Annotated in this window: 16 protein-coding genes and 1 other RNA gene (1 of these 17 running past the window's edge); 6 read left to right on the top strand and 11 right to left on the bottom strand. The window is 47.3% G+C overall.

Features of this window, described 5'->3' with window-relative positions; translation table 11 throughout:
- Positions 1 to 12: 12 nt before the first annotated feature.
- The 4 genes from OCV66_RS08220 to OCV66_RS08235 form a co-directional block, all read right to left on the bottom strand.
- The gene (locus OCV66_RS08220; protein WP_147574135.1) at positions 13 to 2112 is read right to left on the bottom strand and encodes a hypothetical protein; all 2100 of its coding nucleotides are present in this window, start codon (positions 2110 to 2112) and stop codon (positions 13 to 15) included.
- Between the two features lie 17 nt (positions 2113 to 2129).
- Complete coding sequence (locus OCV66_RS08225; RefSeq protein ID WP_262564240.1) at positions 2130 to 4964, bottom strand: Z1 domain-containing protein; 2835 nt, start codon at positions 4962 to 4964, stop codon at positions 2130 to 2132.
- Positions 4961 to 5377 carry a very short patch repair endonuclease gene (locus OCV66_RS08230; RefSeq protein ID WP_081746111.1) on the bottom strand — a complete coding sequence of 139 codons (417 nt, stop codon included), beginning with the start codon at positions 5375 to 5377 and terminating at the stop codon, positions 4961 to 4963. The genes OCV66_RS08225 and OCV66_RS08230 overlap by 4 nt, the downstream gene beginning before the upstream one ends.
- Before the next feature lie 365 nt (positions 5378 to 5742).
- The gene (locus OCV66_RS08235; protein ID WP_024723281.1) at positions 5743 to 5952 is read right to left on the bottom strand and encodes a helix-turn-helix domain-containing protein; all 210 of its coding nucleotides are present in this window, start codon (positions 5950 to 5952) and stop codon (positions 5743 to 5745) included.
- A 293-nt stretch (positions 5953 to 6245) separates the two neighbouring features.
- Between OCV66_RS08235 and OCV66_RS08240 the strand changes: the two genes are divergently transcribed.
- From OCV66_RS08240 to OCV66_RS08260, 5 genes are all read left to right on the top strand, one after another.
- On the top strand, positions 6246 to 6920 hold the full coding sequence (locus tag OCV66_RS08240) for an alpha/beta hydrolase (RefSeq protein WP_147574137.1): 675 nt from the start codon (positions 6246 to 6248) through the stop codon (positions 6918 to 6920).
- A gap of 233 nt (positions 6921 to 7153) precedes the next feature.
- A complete protein-coding gene (locus OCV66_RS08245; protein ID WP_087287386.1) occupies positions 7154 to 7402 on the top strand; it encodes a hypothetical protein in 249 nt (82 codons plus the stop codon).
- 1011 nt (positions 7403 to 8413) lie between these two features.
- The gene (locus OCV66_RS08250) at positions 8414 to 8704 is read left to right on the top strand and encodes a hypothetical protein (protein WP_147574138.1); all 291 of its coding nucleotides are present in this window, start codon (positions 8414 to 8416) and stop codon (positions 8702 to 8704) included.
- Positions 8705 to 8847: 143 nt separating this feature from the next.
- Entirely contained in the window at positions 8848 to 9753 is a 906-nt protein-coding gene (locus OCV66_RS08255) for a tyrosine-type recombinase/integrase (protein ID WP_147574139.1), read from the top strand.
- Positions 9746 to 9949, top strand: a complete 204-nt coding sequence (locus OCV66_RS08260) for a helix-turn-helix domain-containing protein (RefSeq protein WP_054327176.1) — start codon at positions 9746 to 9748, stop codon at positions 9947 to 9949. The genes OCV66_RS08255 and OCV66_RS08260 overlap by 8 nt, the downstream gene beginning before the upstream one ends.
- A 43-nt stretch (positions 9950 to 9992) precedes the next feature.
- On the opposite strand, the gene OCV66_RS08265 is transcribed toward OCV66_RS08260, so the two are convergent.
- On the bottom strand, positions 9993 to 10247 hold the full coding sequence (locus OCV66_RS08265) for a helix-turn-helix domain-containing protein (protein ID WP_262564246.1): 255 nt from the start codon (positions 10245 to 10247) through the stop codon (positions 9993 to 9995).
- A gap of 109 nt (positions 10248 to 10356) precedes the next feature.
- On the opposite strand from OCV66_RS08265, the gene OCV66_RS08270 reads away from it, so the two are divergent.
- Entirely contained in the window at positions 10357 to 10782 is a 426-nt protein-coding gene (locus OCV66_RS08270) for a hypothetical protein (protein ID WP_147574140.1), read from the top strand.
- Between the two features lie 77 nt (positions 10783 to 10859).
- Here the strand turns inward: OCV66_RS08270 and OCV66_RS08275 are convergent, their stop codons facing one another.
- The 6 genes from OCV66_RS08275 to OCV66_RS08300 all read right to left on the bottom strand — a co-directional run.
- Entirely contained in the window at positions 10860 to 11414 is a 555-nt protein-coding gene (locus tag OCV66_RS08275) for an SWIM zinc finger family protein (protein WP_147574141.1), read from the bottom strand.
- 34 nt (positions 11415 to 11448) lie between these two features.
- Positions 11449 to 12618 (bottom strand): tyrosine-type recombinase/integrase, encoded by a 1170-nt coding sequence (locus OCV66_RS08280; RefSeq protein WP_147574142.1) that lies wholly within the window; start codon positions 12616 to 12618, stop codon positions 11449 to 11451.
- Positions 12619 to 12881: 263 nt separating this feature from the next.
- Positions 12882 to 13238: a transfer-messenger RNA gene (gene ssrA, locus OCV66_RS08285) on the bottom strand.
- Positions 13239 to 13266: 28 nt separating this feature from the next.
- Positions 13267 to 13734, bottom strand: a complete 468-nt coding sequence (gene smpB, locus OCV66_RS08290; RefSeq protein WP_054327199.1) for an SsrA-binding protein SmpB — start codon at positions 13732 to 13734, stop codon at positions 13267 to 13269.
- A 132-nt stretch (positions 13735 to 13866) separates the two neighbouring features.
- Positions 13867 to 14040 carry a hypothetical protein gene (locus tag OCV66_RS08295; RefSeq protein WP_153802385.1) on the bottom strand — a complete coding sequence of 58 codons (174 nt, stop codon included), beginning with the start codon at positions 14038 to 14040 and terminating at the stop codon, positions 13867 to 13869.
- Between the two features lie 29 nt (positions 14041 to 14069).
- Positions 14070 to 14274, bottom strand: the 3' end of a protein-coding gene (locus tag OCV66_RS08300; protein ID WP_262564250.1) for a glucosaminidase domain-containing protein. The gene runs 1739 nt beyond the window's last position; 205 of the gene's 1944 nt are visible here — the last part of the coding sequence; its start codon lies off the right edge, out of view; it ends in the stop codon at positions 14070 to 14072.

The following is a 14274-nucleotide window of genomic DNA, read 5'->3' on the forward strand; positions in this document are numbered from 1 at the left end:
TTTATATCCTCCTCACTCAACCCTAATAGAAAAGCGATATTTCTTATCATATGCTCTGATTTTCAGTAGCCCGTAAAGCTCCATGTTCAGGATATGTGCAGTTACTTTGACCGAGCTAAGCTCATGGCTTCCTTCAGCATGTAAAAGTTCTGCCGATAGTTTCTCAGTATCAAACAAAAGATTTTTAGATGAACACCCATCATTAAGTTCGATCGGCTGCGCATCAATATTGGAAGTCACAGTATGTACAGTAAACGACTCGATAGTTGCAGGAAATAAAGTGCCGATATCGCTTTGCCAAGAGGAAGGGGTAATCCATCCGCCTTCTGAAGCTACTATAAGCTCAAGATCAGCCGTTTTCTTTCCGTGCGAGAGTTTTAATCTGAATGGGATCTCGATTTCATTGCTCGATATCAATGTGGGAAAGATTTCAAACTCAATATTTTTGAGATTACCAGAACCGCCCCCACTTCCGCTTCCACCGGAGCCATTTTTCTTCTTACCGTACCCGACGCGAGGCAAAAGCGACCTTCCAAGTGTTGCAGCAAGTTTACTGGCAGTTGCTTCAAATTTCGGCTCATTATTTTTTACAATTTTATTCTCAATCTGAGTTACTGTGTTTTTTTGAATTCTGGTTACAATCTGCATTTTTGCGGGATCATCCCATCCCATATGGTCAGATGCTTCACACGCTCGCAGATACTCGCCCAAATTCATTCCTGCGAATTCGGGAGCAGGAAGGTCATTTTTTAGTATTTTTGTTGTTGTAGGCATATAAAAGGCAAATATAAATTCATCTTCACTTTCAGGCAAAGAGATACCTTTTACCCATGGGCCAGTCACAGAATAATCAATAACCATTCCTGGATCTCTTGCATACATTACGATGGGTTCATTTTTCCCCCTCTCGGCTTCAAATTTCCCGATATATACATAAGGGCTTAGCACATTTTGCGTACTGTTCAGCTCATCACGAGATATTTTAATTGCAGCCACAAAGCCTGATGTAGAGCCGCCTTCAAAATACCGCTGAATGTTAACCGCAAGGCATTGGATTTGCGGTAACCACTCACTGCGGTATTCACTCCCGTAAGTTTTTGCTATTGCAGCTGTATAAAGTTCTTGTACCAGTTGGAAAAACGGAAGCATGTCTTTCCTGCGGATAGGAATGTTGTTTACAGATGCGTACAACCATTTTTTATCACAAAACTCGGGTAAACTGCGATTATGAATTTTAGGTGCATACCATCGTTGTATAGCAAGTTTAAGATAATCAGCAAGCGTTGATGTCCAGTTCGTTTCAAAATGATCTCGAATTCCGGATTCAATTTCTGCATCCGCAGGAATAATATCCTCAAGGAGCTTTGACGGATCTATATATGGTATAATGACAGAAGTTCCAGTTTCCTCTCCAGTAAATGGTTTAAGCCCAAATGTATCTAATAACGGAACAATGAATTCATCATCTGAAATCGGCAATAAGTCTTCTCCGTCGCGTATTCCCCACCAAGCTTTTCCTGCAGAATTGGGATCCAATCGATTTAAAATGGTCGCATCACTTCCGTCAGGATTTTTTTTGCTCTCATCTTCCACCAGAGTCACAATTAACCTTGACTCATAGCCGGTTTCATTTTTAATACGAGAATAAAAGATAACAATTCCGATACCTACACGGTAATAAACACTTTTACCAAATCCCCAGTTACCTCCGGCACCAGCTTGTGTTTGACGCTTTCCTGTATCATAAATAAGCTTAAAAAAGTTACCGTGATCTTCTTTTTTAATATCTGCTTTACGAATACACCCTGTTAATCCAGAAGTCTTTAAATCACGAATTTCTAAAAAATCTGCATGCTCAGACGGAAAACGATCATTGAGATATTCTTCAATCCCCGTCATATAAAAGTTAAATTTAGAGGGGCAAAAGGAGCCAGTTGTAAAATTAACAATAAAGAACGGATCAGTTTCTTGTAGCGACGCATCTGAACTGTTTTGGATAGCTTCCCGCACAAGAAGATCCAACTCTGGAACATTATCATTTTGGAGTGATTTTAATGTAACGCTTCCGTAAGAAACACCGTAATCAATCGGGAGGACAAATCTTTCAAGCATTGTTGTCACACTTTCTTTTATTGAACAGGGATTTTTACCCTTACTGATTTAACATGACTTTTGCCGATAGAGTCACCCGGCACGATTATACTGAATCCAATTACATCTTCGGTACTCCCGATTTTTTCTCTGGTTTTTGTATCTTTACCTTGATCTTTGCTAATTCGGTAAAGGAGCAAAAGCGGGATATCCTCTAAGCCTATTGTACCACGGACGGAAATTAGGTTTTTTCCAGTTTTTATTGCGGTATCCAATATAAGCTTTTGACCTGGTGTCAATGCGCTTTTCTGCACATCACATAGGACATCACGACCAGAACGCAACGATCCAATATCAATGTATCCGGGAGTATGCGTCTTTTTCTTAGTACGAGTTATTTTACCGATATTCTTATCTTCGACATACCAATATTCAGCCGCCTTGCTGTCTCCAGAAACTGCTACATTCCACTTTAAATAATGGCCGTCAGCATTCATTCCTTTAAGCCATGTAAGAAATACGGGAATGTCTGCAGACAAAGAAGAGCAGTCGAAAATATGATATTTCCCATTTCCCAAGAACTCATTTAGAATGGTATTAACGGGAACATTTCTCCAGATGTATGCGGAGTCACTTATCTCGGATTTTTTTGCTGTTCCGAGTTTTTTTAGAAAAGCTTCGGTTTTTTGTATATTTTCAGAGAGTATATTCTGATCGTCCATAAAGTCAGTAGTCTCATAACTGTCCCCGCTGAAATCAAATTCACATTCTTCAATATTTTGAGTTTTATTTTTTGCCGAAAGCATAAATTTAGCTATTTTGGCCGTGCTCATAATCTTAGGACCGAATTGTGCCGGACTGCGGCCCTTCTCCATAAAGTCTTCAAATTCGGCTTTTAGCTTTTCATCAATTTCCTCCATCAATTCAAACTTTTTTCTAACTGCCGAAGGCATCCAGATTCGTTGTAACAATTCATATCCGCTTCTATATCCAAACCACCGTGCCATTTGCATAAGTGTATCCGCCTGGTTAGAGCTGCGTGCGAAATAAGTACATACTAAACCGTCAATTGTAAGGCCTCGAGACAGTGTATTGCCACCCATAACAATAAACACGGGGGCCTTGGACATGCAACTTAACTGCTCCGAAGTAGGATAAATAACTCGAAGATATGTCCCCTCTTCTGCCAGCCTATTTGCTTTGCAGTTATCCACACAAAGGTGAATTCCATCTTCCCGATATACAGGACTTTTATCTTCCCCCATCATAATATTTTGAATATTTGATAGGAGAATTTGAATTTCCGTCTCAATTTTATCAAAAACTGGAAACTCGGAATTTACTTGACTTAAACGCCCATAATCCGGATATGCCTCAGATAAATCCTTTAGTGTAAATTCATCTTTTTCAGACTCATATACATCCCGACACAATTGCAGAATGCTTCCTGTGTTTGCCTCTCGAATCAACCAGTTCTTTAAAACATCATATTCTTCAAAATGGCCGCTTTGAAGGGCTGTGGTATGAATTAACATACTTATCGGCTTTTTATGTTCACGTGACCTCAGTATGGCAGCAGCACACAAAAACCAACAAATCGACTTTTTGAATTCATCTGGAAGGGTAAATGCGCCACCGTCATGAAGTAGTTTTAAAGTTTTTAGTTCAGCCTCAGGGATCTCACGAACAATATTCAATCCTGTATGTTTAGCGTCGTCTTTGCTTCCGAAAATTACTTTTGCTCCGAAATATTCATTAGATTCTGGTAAACTGCAAATGAAGTTTTTAGGATACAAGGAGCTTTCGTACGCTTCGTTCAAGACATTAGCATAGGGTGTAGCAGTATAGCTGATATAATTCATCGCCTGAAAAGGTGCCTTTGACGGAGCACCTTCATGATCTTTACCATTTATTAAATCAATGATCAGCTGATTTACAGCTGTGCGTTCCTGCTCCTCTTCATCCAGATCTTCTTTCATCTTCCGCGTATTTACACTGGCTTGGTCAGCTTCATCGTCGATAACAAGAATACGAAGTTTTGCTGCACGCTGGGGTTTTGCCTGCAACCATTTTATCAAATTACGTAAACGAGTGGAATTCTTTAGGCATACAGTTACATATCTATGCATCCACATACCGCTGGTTTTTCCATCTTGATATGTATTTAAGTGCAAATCTTCAAGCAGATATCTTTCTTTTGTTTTAATATCTACCATATAGTCTGGATTAGAGGTCCGATCCAGAATGTGCCAACTTACGCCTCCGCTCTGGGTCAAATCATCAAAAAATCTATCTCTGGTTTGTTTGCGTAGATTATCAATCGTGCCAGACAAAACAATAATGAAGTTCCAATCATAATGCGCCGCCATGGACACTAAGCCAATCATGTTTGCAGTTTTGCCTGACTGAACACTACCCATTACAAGTCCTTTTACGGGACCTGCAGCACGAGTATCTCGTTTAATATGGTTTAAAATCCAATGTGAATTCTTTTCTATAGAAGCAACGGCCGCCTCAGACATTTTGGGCTTTCGTGTATATTTCCCAAGGAGACTATTCTTATATCGCACCCACGCTGAGCCCGAGTCTGTTGGGATGGGAAGTGTATTGCTGTTTCCGTCGGCAGAGATGCCATACATTTCAACAATAGGACTGTAACTGCCTTCGATATCTTTTACAAGGTCCCTCCACATATTCAAATCCATTTTTAAGGGAATAATCAGCTCATCGTACTTCAAACGCTCGAGTTCTCTATCAATAAACTCCGGCGAAACACAAAGGTTTTTAACTTGCTCCCATGTCGCACCTGCTTGAATTTGGGCAGCAATCCAGGTTTTGCAGCTATTATATTCTTCAGATGCAAATCCACTCATTTTCGTGCCTCCCATACTTTTTGAATTATATCTGCGCATCCAACTGTATTTTTCTGAATTTCTTTTCCCCAAAAACGAAGTACGATCCATCCACTGTCCTGAAGGGTTTCTGTGACTTCCCGGTCACGTTTAATTGTACGCTCTATCTTTGGAATCCAAAATTCTTGATGTGATTTTATGTCATTCTTTCTGTTATCCCAATCATATCCATGCCAAAATTCACTATCACAGAACACGGCAATTTTTTTGCCGATAAAAACAATATCTGGGTGTCCAAAAATTTTAGAACTGTTTTTTCTGTAACGGAGTCCGCGTGCCCACAATTCTTTTCGCAATAACAGTTCTATTTTGGAGTCTTTATTTTTTACTGCTTGCATATTCTTCCGTCGTTGTTCGGGAGTATGATTATCCATTATAGTTCACCCGCAATACAAATTTTAACAACTATTATGTACAATAAAACGGACTGCTTGAGAACACTTATTTTAACACGACATTTCATAACTCTCATGAGAAAGATCCAATTGCCAAACACACTGTATTTTGCAGCTTTGAACTTACAAGCGCATTCTAATTCCTCAATGATATATCCTCTTACAACCGTTGGCGTATAAATAAATCAGTTATCTCTAATGAATGATATCTCCGTAGTATTCCGACAATCCTTTATACCGTTTAGCGCCAAGCATACGCAAATACTTTGAGTCATTTGAAATAGCTATACTTTATCGATTTTCCCAGCCGCTCTTATTGTCTTCGGTGTGCGGCCACACAAATTTTATTTGTCATCAGGTACAATTTCAATGATATCTTCAATACCACAGTTCAGCGCCGTACAGATTTTCAGCAGAATTTCTGTTGTAACGTGGCCGTTTCTCCCCATTTTAGTGACAGAGGCTGAACTGATTCCTGCTCTTGCGCATAGGTCTTTCTTCTTCATGTCCTTGTCTATGAGCAACTTCCAAAGTTTTTTATAACTGACTGCCATAAGAAGATTCCCCCTGATAAGCAAAATGCTCTGCCAGACGGCAGAGCATTTTGTTTATGCGGTCATGCCGCCAAGGTTTATTCCAACACCTGACAGCGTTGTATATAATAATAGCATATTCAACAGAGATACGCAAGAAAATCATGTGTTCGCATGATTCTTAATTTATTTACAGCAGAACTATATGTCCTTTTCACACCTGTTGTACCCGCAGTTTCTTTGCTGTACAATGAGTAGAACAATACGAATTTCAGTGGGTAGTAATTACCGATACAGAAAGTAGATGAGCCAATATGCAGCCTTTTACAATTGGCAGCAAAACCGTATCCATTTTTCCAAGCATCGAACCAGAAGCCCCCATCACCTACCTCAACACCTTCTCTGATGAAGGCCAGAAGGTATATGGGGCCACGCAGCCTGATGGCTGTCCACCATTTACTTTGGTGTCGATCAGTGATCTGGATTGGAACCACGACATGGCCCCATGGGACGGTCCGGCGGCCTTCAAGAAGGGGGAACCCTTTATCGGCGGGGCGGACAACTACCTGCAGCTGCTGGTGGAGGAGATCATACCCAGGGCAGAAAAAGAGCTGGCTGAGCCTCCGGTGTGGCGGGGGATTGCTGGGTACTCTTTGGCGGGGCTATTCGCTCTGTACGCCATCTATCGGACAGATGTGTTCTCACGGGTGGGGTGCATGTCTGGCTCCTTGTGGTTTCCTGGCTTCAAAGAGTACATCTTCTCCCACGAGCCGAAGCGCCGGCCAGACTGCATATATTTCTCTCTGGGGGATAAAGAGGCCAAGACCCGCAATTCGGTTCTGAAAACAGTACAGGAAAATACAGAAGAGATCCAGGCTTTTTACCAGAGCAAAGGCATCGACACGGTGTTCCAGTTAAATCCCGGCAACCACTTTGTCCAGGGGATCGAACGGACCATTGCGGGCATTCAGTGGCTGTTGCGCAGATAGAGGATGGTCTTCGGCCTTTATTCTTTGAATAGGTGTGTGAAAAATTGATACGCCCGCCGCGCAGAAAAGACTTGCTTAACACCCTCTACAGAGGTACAATAGCCCAAACAGCAGAAAGGATTAAAATAATGGGTTATCACCGTTTTTCTTCTTGGCAGATAGGCTGCCTGTAAGAGAGCATGTTTCCTTGACGACTCTTGCAGGCGGCCCGAACTGTCAAGGAGTGAGCACAATTGAACAGAGACCGCAGTTACTATCGCAAACAGCGCATGCGTGCGATTCATCGCAAGGAAACGATCCTCCGCCAGCTTGGAGGAGAAGAGAATGTCCTTGCGTGGGAACACGGCGCCGCCGGACGGCTGTCCAAGGGAAAGATCCACTGCTCCTGCTGGATGTGCCGCAGAAAGTCGTATGACGATCCTAAGATCCGGGATAAGCGGGCGGCCATGGATGCCATCCAGCAGCTGCTGGAAACCGAGTAATTTCTCTCACGAAAAAACGCTTCCCAACCGGGGCTGGCAGACACCTGCCGCCCCTGGTCAGGAAGCGTTTTTGACCCCATATTTGACCACAGTCAGGACCGGAACACGTGGAAACAGCGGATTTAAGAGCGTCAAAAAATATTTGATACCGAGCGGAAAGTGCCGGAAAGCACTACAAATTACCACAAAAAATTTGGTTCAAGCGTTTGGGAACAGGATGCCGTAGGTTCATATTCTGGCAGCTCAATCACCTTTGTTTTATAAACCGCGCTTAAGCGATACATTATTGTTATACCCTTATCATCGTCTGCACCATTCAAAAAGATGAAAATCTTTCATCTTTACAACATTGCCGGAGCACACTATAATACAATTGAACCGTGTCAGAGTAATTTTGTCAGAGTAAACCGCCTAGGGGGAAGTATGCGCTCTGGGTTGTACAAACATTTGAAACTCGATCAATCATAAAGGTAAAGGACATACGACTGCGAAATAAAGCGGTTGTGTGTCCTTTGCTGTTTTAGAGCTGCAAAGAACGCAGCAGTAAACAGTAATACGACCTATATCATGTCTACAGCAATATGACTGCTATTAGGTCTTGCACAAACTGCAAGTGTACAACCCCACCCTGCCATGCTACAATACACTTGTATTATGTCAGAGTAATTTTGTCAGAGTAAACCGCCCAGGGGATAGTATGCCTACCCGGGTTGTACAAATGAAAGAAAAACGATATTGATCAATCAAGGGACAAATCACTGCGCAAAAGCAGAGGTCTGTCCTTTTTTGTTTGATCGGAAAGGAACGATGATGATGAAAACGCAGTTTGTTTTTCAACACCGATCGGCTTCCGCACCGCAAGTGTCTCCTGCACGCGCCAGAGCAGGAGACACCAGGAAGCAGAAAACAGGCCGCTTCCACCTCGGTATGAGGGCAGGATGTGGACAACAGGAAACGGTTCCGGCGGCTTTGTCTGTGTACAGACCGCACGGAAACCAGGAGGAAACAAAGATGATGTATTCGTTTCGGGCGTTCCGCACAGCCGGTGCGGACGTCAAGAGGTGCTGGCGCATCCTCGGCCGTGTATGGCAACACGGTTTTACCCACGCATCTGCCGGCTGGCCTGCCAACAGCCGGTACACGGCGCACGCACGAAGTGCGGCCGGCATTTTGCCGGTTTTGCGCCTGCCGCGCACCTTGGGTGCAGCCGCGTATGCGGCGCCTGCGGCAATGATTGCTAAACCAATTTACAACAGAGACAGATACCAGAGCCTGCCGGATTCGCTGCTCCTGCATGCATAAAACCCTGCTGTTCGGCTGAAAAACACAGTACAACGGATGAGTAGGGTAGGGATTCTCCCGACCATGCGGGGAAACCGGGCGGAAACGGCCTGCGTTTGCAGACGGGTGAGCTGCGTCTGCCTCCCGGATGAAAGGAGAATACCATGTCCACATATCACATTTATCAAAACCTGCTCGCGCAGGTAGAGCGCGTGTTCCGGCACAGCCGACAGGGCAGCATCCAGACGCGCCGCCGTTACAAAGAGGCGGTCTGCCGCTTCTGCTATTTTCTCGCGGAAGTCTATCATTTGGAGCGTCTGGCGAACATCGCGCCCAAGCATATTTTCGCCTATGCAGAATTCCTGAAGGAGAACGGCAAAGCAGCCTCGACCATCAAGACCGATCTGGCGGCGATCCGCTTTTTCCATGACCAGATGCCGCAGGTCAAATACCACACGCTGCCGGACAACAGTGTGCTTGATCTGGAACGCCGCAGCTTCGGTAAGGTCGACCGCACCTGGAGCGAGCGGGAGTTCAACCGCATGATCGGCAAAGCATGGGGCGAAGGGCGCGAGGACTATGCGGCGGCACTGTGCCTTGCGCGGTACTGCGGCCTGCGCATCCACGAAGTGTTCCGGCTGGATACAGCGGCAACCGAACGCGCGCTGAAAGTGGGTGCGCTGACCGTAAAAGGCAAAGGCGGCAAGGTGCGCACCGTGCCGCTTACAGAAACGCCGCGCATTGAACTCACGAAAATGCTGGCGCAGACGCGGCGCGGGCACAAGCTGTTTGTGCCGGATAATATGCCGACCGACCGCGCCATCAATAACTTCCAGTGTTTCATCTACCGCTATCGCAGCGAGGTGCAGGACGCGGATTCGAACCGGCCGATGACCTGTCACGGCCTGCGGCATACATACGCGGTCGAGCAGTATCTTGCGTGCCGGAAGCAGGGGCTGGACGAGCATGCAGCCTGCCGTCGTGTGTCTAGGTTGCTCGGACACGAACGCGAGGACGTGACGCGCATCTATCTGGCGTCGCTTCGGAAGGGAGGCGAGAGCAATGGCTGACAAGCGTTACACCAGCTTTGACGAACTGCCGCTGACGCTGACCGTACCCGAGGTAGCGGAGGTGCTCGACATTGGCCGCAACACCGCATACGAGATCGTGCGGTCGGGCGACCTGCCCAGCCGCCGCATCGGCAAGCGCGGCCAGATCCGCGTGCTCAAATACGATCTGGAGCGGTATATGAAAGGCGAGATGTAAACAAATAAGGCGTGTGCCCAAGCGGCACACGCCTTTCTGCTCATTATGGCTCTAAATTTTCCTCGTTGAACAAATTTGAATTAAAGAACTCACTGATCGTGATATTTAAGCCTTGACACAATTCATGGATGATACGCAACTTCATTGAGTCATATTGGCAATGCACGAGATTGCCGATCGTGGATTTTGGAACACCGCTTTTCATGGACAGCTGATACTGCGTCATGTTGCGTTCGAGCAAAAGCTCCTGAAGCCGCTCGCTGACCGCTTCGTTCAACTTCATGCGCTCACCGTCCATTCTCCTATACTACGGATATTATAGGAGAAATGTCGGTGAATTTAGTCCATGTAGCTGTACTATTTGCGCATTTCATGTTATCATGGATTGGTACAGGGAGGTGGACTAATTGCCAAGTTGCACCTTTTTCGGCCATCGGGACTGCCCGGACAGTATTCGTCCCAAACTACGCAGCGTGCTGATAGATCTGATCGAAAATCAGCAAGCAGACACTTTCTACGTCGGTCGGCAGGGGTCTTTTGACGCACTTGTTTACGCCACGCTGCGCGAATTGGCAGCGGAATATCCACATATCCGCTATGCCGCAGTGCTGGAACGCCTGCCCGGGAAAAACACAGATGATTTTACTGAGACGTTGTTTCCTGAGGTGATGGAAAATGTCCCGCCCCGCTTTGCCATCGACCGCCGAAACAATTGGATGCTTCAGCAGGCAGATTTTGTTGTGGTGTATGTCACGCATACTTGGGGCGGCGCCGCAAAGTTCGCCGGGAAAGCAGAAAAACAAGGAAAAATTGTCATTAACCTTGCGGATTGAAAACGCTATCCCAACACGAAGCGAAAAAACCAGCCTCCCAAAAATAACTTCGGGAGGCTGTTTGCAGTGCAGCGATGCTATCTGCGATAGCCGCTGTGCTCTTTATCGTGGCCATATCTTCCATATTTGCGATAATCCTCGAATATGCCGTCTACATCTATATTGCAGTGCCGGGCGAGAAAGTATATGTGCTTACAGGGTGCTCCGCCGTGCTGATTTTTACCAAAATCAGGACAAGTACAAGAGCGGAGCGAGGTTTTGTAACGTCCGGATGTGCCTATGATTTCATAGGTCTGATCGGGAGACAGTTTAAGACGGATATCTTCGGATTTGGAGCGAAGATAGCGCATATACTGCCCATCATCCCGATGAACACAGCTTGGCCACGGCGCAAATGTATCGGGATAATACATTATAATACGCGGAACGGTATTGGTTGAGGCAGCGGGCATTGGTTCGTCGGTACTTACGTTCGGCGACGGTTCCTCGTTTTCCTGTGGTGATGAGTCGGTAAATTGTTCAGACTGGCTTCGTTGTTGATAAATATAAATGTGAAAGACAACCAGTGCCAGCAGACAAACGAACGGTGGTACGATGACATATATCGCACGTAAGATTTGCATCAGGTGCATGGGAATTCCTCCTTCCTGATGGGATCGGTTGTTGTCATTCCGCCTTTTCCCGTTTGCTTTCCCGGCTCCCTTTGCGCAGACTCTGCGCGACGGCCTCGATCGTCTGCTCGTGCGTGGTATCCAGCAGGTGGGTGTAGATCATGGACGTGGTCGCGACCGTGCTGTGCCCGAGCGACTTGCTGATGTTGTAGATCGTTGCGCCCGAGTGGTTGGCGAGCGTCGCGAAAGTGTGCCGCAGTCCGTGCAGGGTGAGCTTGGGCAGGTGGTTTTTGCGGATAAATTTGCTGAATACTTCGGTTAAATAGTTCGGCAGATAGGGCTCACCGTTCGGCCAGGTCAGCACATAGCCGGTGTCATGATAGTCCGCGCCGTAAAACAGCCGGTTTTCGCGCTGCTGCCTGCGTTCGGCGCGCAGCACGCGGACGACCTCGTCCGGCATGTGCAGCAAACGGGTCGAGGAACGGTTTTTGGTGTCCTTCTCGATGACCTGCGACCCGGCCATCGTGCGGGCGCGGTGGATGCACAGCGTTTTGCCCTGGAAATCGACATCCTTCCAGCGCAGACCGCACATTTCCTCGCGGCGCAGGCCGAGATAGCCCGCGAGATAGACGACCGGCTCCAGGCGGGTGCCCTTGACGGCATCCAGCAGCCGGAGCAGGGATTCGACGTCATAAAAATGCGGCTCAGGGCGCTTGAATTTGGGCGGCTCTACGCGGTCGGTCGGGTTGCGGGCAAGCACGTCCTGCATGACTGCGATCCGCAGCGCATTGCGCAGCAAGTCGTGGTGCTTGCGCGCGGTGTTGGGGGACAGGCCGCAGTCGTTGCACAGATAGGCATAATACTGCTGGATGCGCTGCGGGGACAGCGATTGTAGCGGGATATCCCCAAGCTGTGGAATGATATGGTTCACGATCATCTGGCTGTATCCATGAACCGTTGTTGCGGCGCGGTTGGGGCGCACAACTGCATCCATCCAGTAGTTCAGCCACTGGGCGACCGTGGTATCATTCGGCTGGGTGAGCGCCCCGAAGTCGCGCTGCACCTCGTGCAGCCGCAGCGCCCTGCGGGCGTCCGTCAGGCGGGCAAAGGTGCGGGTCTTTTTGATCTGGCGTCCGCGCGCGTCGCGCCCGAAATCCAGATTGACGTAGTATTTCTTTTTCTCGTCGTCAAACGAGATGTTGCGCTCCACGCGCGTGCGGGACATTTGTGTTCACCGTCCTTCCTCTGATAAAGTGGGCGGCGCAGCGGTGCACAAGCCGCGCCGGAAGAACGGATACCGGTATCTGTTGCGGGCGGCTCCGACTTGCGGATTGTTGCTTTTGGAGTACCCTGTTTATAGTGTATCATAAGTGCAAAACCGTAATCTACCGGAATATCTACCGAAATTTTCAAAACGCATTTTGCGTTGCAAAAACCGGATAAAAATAAAAGATACCACCTGTTATCAGGTGGTATCCGTTAACAAATTGGTGGAGCCGAGGGGAGTTGAACCCCTGTCCGAAAGCGCATTCACCGTGACTTCTCCGGGCGCAGTTTGTCTTTTTGGGATTCCCGCTGCGATACGCCGGCAAACAGGCTTACCGTTTTGGTAGAGTCATGTTACATGACGGGGGCAACTCTTACCCCGTACACGTTCACCACTAAATCGACGCCGGGTTTCAAAGCCGTGGTCCTCTTTGAGCCGACGGGCTAAGCCTTAATTAGGCAGCCTGAAGAGTATAATCGTTGTTGTTTAATTTATAAACAGTTGGAGCTTTTTACGCAGATCCCCGCTGCGGCCCGCTATCCCGGCTTCAACACCCCCGTCGAACCCGTTACGGCCCCATATAGGTGTATCCGCAGATGCGAATATTCAACGATTGCGCTCTTTCATTGCGCGGTCCATTTCGCGTTTGGCGTCGCGCGCGGCAATGCTGTCGCGCTTGTCGTGCAGCTTTTTGCCGCGGCACAGGCCAAGCTCGAGTTTCACCCGCGAACTTTTAAAATACACGGACAAAGGGATCAAGGAATAACCGTCCTGCTTGGTTTTGCCGAACAGGTTGGCGATTTCCTTTTTGTGCATCAGCAGCCTGCGCACACGCAGGGGATCCTTGTTGAAAATATTCCCTTTTTCATAAGGGGAAATATGCATGCCCCGCACAAAAAGTTCGCCGTCTTTAAAAGTGCAGTACGAATCCTTGAGGTTGATCTGCCCTTGGCGAATGGATTTGACCTCGGTGCCAAACAGCTCGATGCCCGCTTCGAATTTGTCCTCGACAAAGTAATCGTGCCATGCTTTTTTATTGGCAGTAACCTGCTTTGTCCCTTTTTTATCCGGCATTGCACGACCTCCTTTTCCCGTGGTACAGTTTATCATAGCATGCGCTTGGCGATTTGTAAAGGCACAAGTGTGTTACAGTCTTCGACGAAAATGGAAGACGGGAGTGTTAAAAACACTCCCGTCCCTTGCTGTTCAATCATCCCCGCGCAAAAGCTTTTCCGCGTAGCCGTGCAGCTCGTCGGGGGAATGGACGTTGTCGCCGCGCTTGACAATCATTTCGCGCACATAATCCGGCAGGTCGTCAAAGTATGCGTGGGCGGCGTGGTTGATCGCCAGCATTTCGGTCAGATTGTGATACCGTTCCATGCACATTCACCTCGCCGAAAGTATACCCGTTAATAGGTCAGGATATTCTCCAGGATGTTCAATATTTTTACGCCATAGTCCGCGCCTGCGGCCCAGCCGTAACCCTTGGGATTTTCCTGTATCCCCAGATACTGCACGGTCGGCGCGGCGCCGCGGGAAACGAGGGAAAAACGGGGATCAATGCAGGCGTTCCTGAGCGGTTCATGGTTCGCATAGGCTTTCAAATGCTGTATC

It is taken from the genome of Agathobaculum ammoniilyticum (assembly GCF_025567315.1).
Classification (GTDB): Bacteria; Bacillota; Clostridia; order Oscillospirales; family Butyricicoccaceae; genus Agathobaculum; species Agathobaculum ammoniilyticum.

Excerpts from the sequence above, each read along its gene's own strand:
- OCV66_RS08240 (WP_147574137.1), top strand. The coding sequence starts at position 6,246 with ATGCAGCCTTTTACAATTGGCAGCAAAACCGTATCCATTTTTCCAAGC.
- OCV66_RS08280 (WP_147574142.1), bottom strand. The coding sequence starts at position 12,618 with ATGTCCCGCACGCGCGTGGAGCGCAACATCTCGTTTGACGACGAGAAA.
- smpB (WP_054327199.1), bottom strand. The coding sequence starts at position 13,734 with ATGCCGGATAAAAAAGGGACAAAGCAGGTTACTGCCAATAAAAAAGCA.
- OCV66_RS08275 (WP_147574141.1), bottom strand. The coding sequence starts at position 11,414 with ATGCACCTGATGCAAATCTTACGTGCGATATATGTCATCGTACCACCG.
- OCV66_RS08260 (WP_054327176.1), top strand. The coding sequence starts at position 9,746 with ATGGCTGACAAGCGTTACACCAGCTTTGACGAACTGCCGCTGACGCTG.
- OCV66_RS08250 (WP_147574138.1), top strand. The coding sequence starts at position 8,414 with ATGATGTATTCGTTTCGGGCGTTCCGCACAGCCGGTGCGGACGTCAAG.
- OCV66_RS08235 (WP_024723281.1), bottom strand. The coding sequence starts at position 5,952 with ATGGCAGTCAGTTATAAAAAACTTTGGAAGTTGCTCATAGACAAGGAC.
- OCV66_RS08265 (WP_262564246.1), bottom strand. The coding sequence starts at position 10,247 with ATGGACGGTGAGCGCATGAAGTTGAACGAAGCGGTCAGCGAGCGGCTT.
- OCV66_RS08230 (WP_081746111.1), bottom strand. The coding sequence starts at position 5,377 with ATGGATAATCATACTCCCGAACAACGACGGAAGAATATGCAAGCAGTA.
- OCV66_RS08295 (WP_153802385.1), bottom strand. The coding sequence starts at position 14,040 with ATGGAACGGTATCACAATCTGACCGAAATGCTGGCGATCAACCACGCC.
- OCV66_RS08220 (WP_147574135.1), bottom strand. The coding sequence starts at position 2,112 with ATGCTTGAAAGATTTGTCCTCCCGATTGATTACGGTGTTTCTTACGGA.
- OCV66_RS08255 (WP_147574139.1), top strand. The coding sequence starts at position 8,848 with ATGTCCACATATCACATTTATCAAAACCTGCTCGCGCAGGTAGAGCGC.
- OCV66_RS08225 (WP_262564240.1), bottom strand. The coding sequence starts at position 4,964 with ATGAGTGGATTTGCATCTGAAGAATATAATAGCTGCAAAACCTGGATT.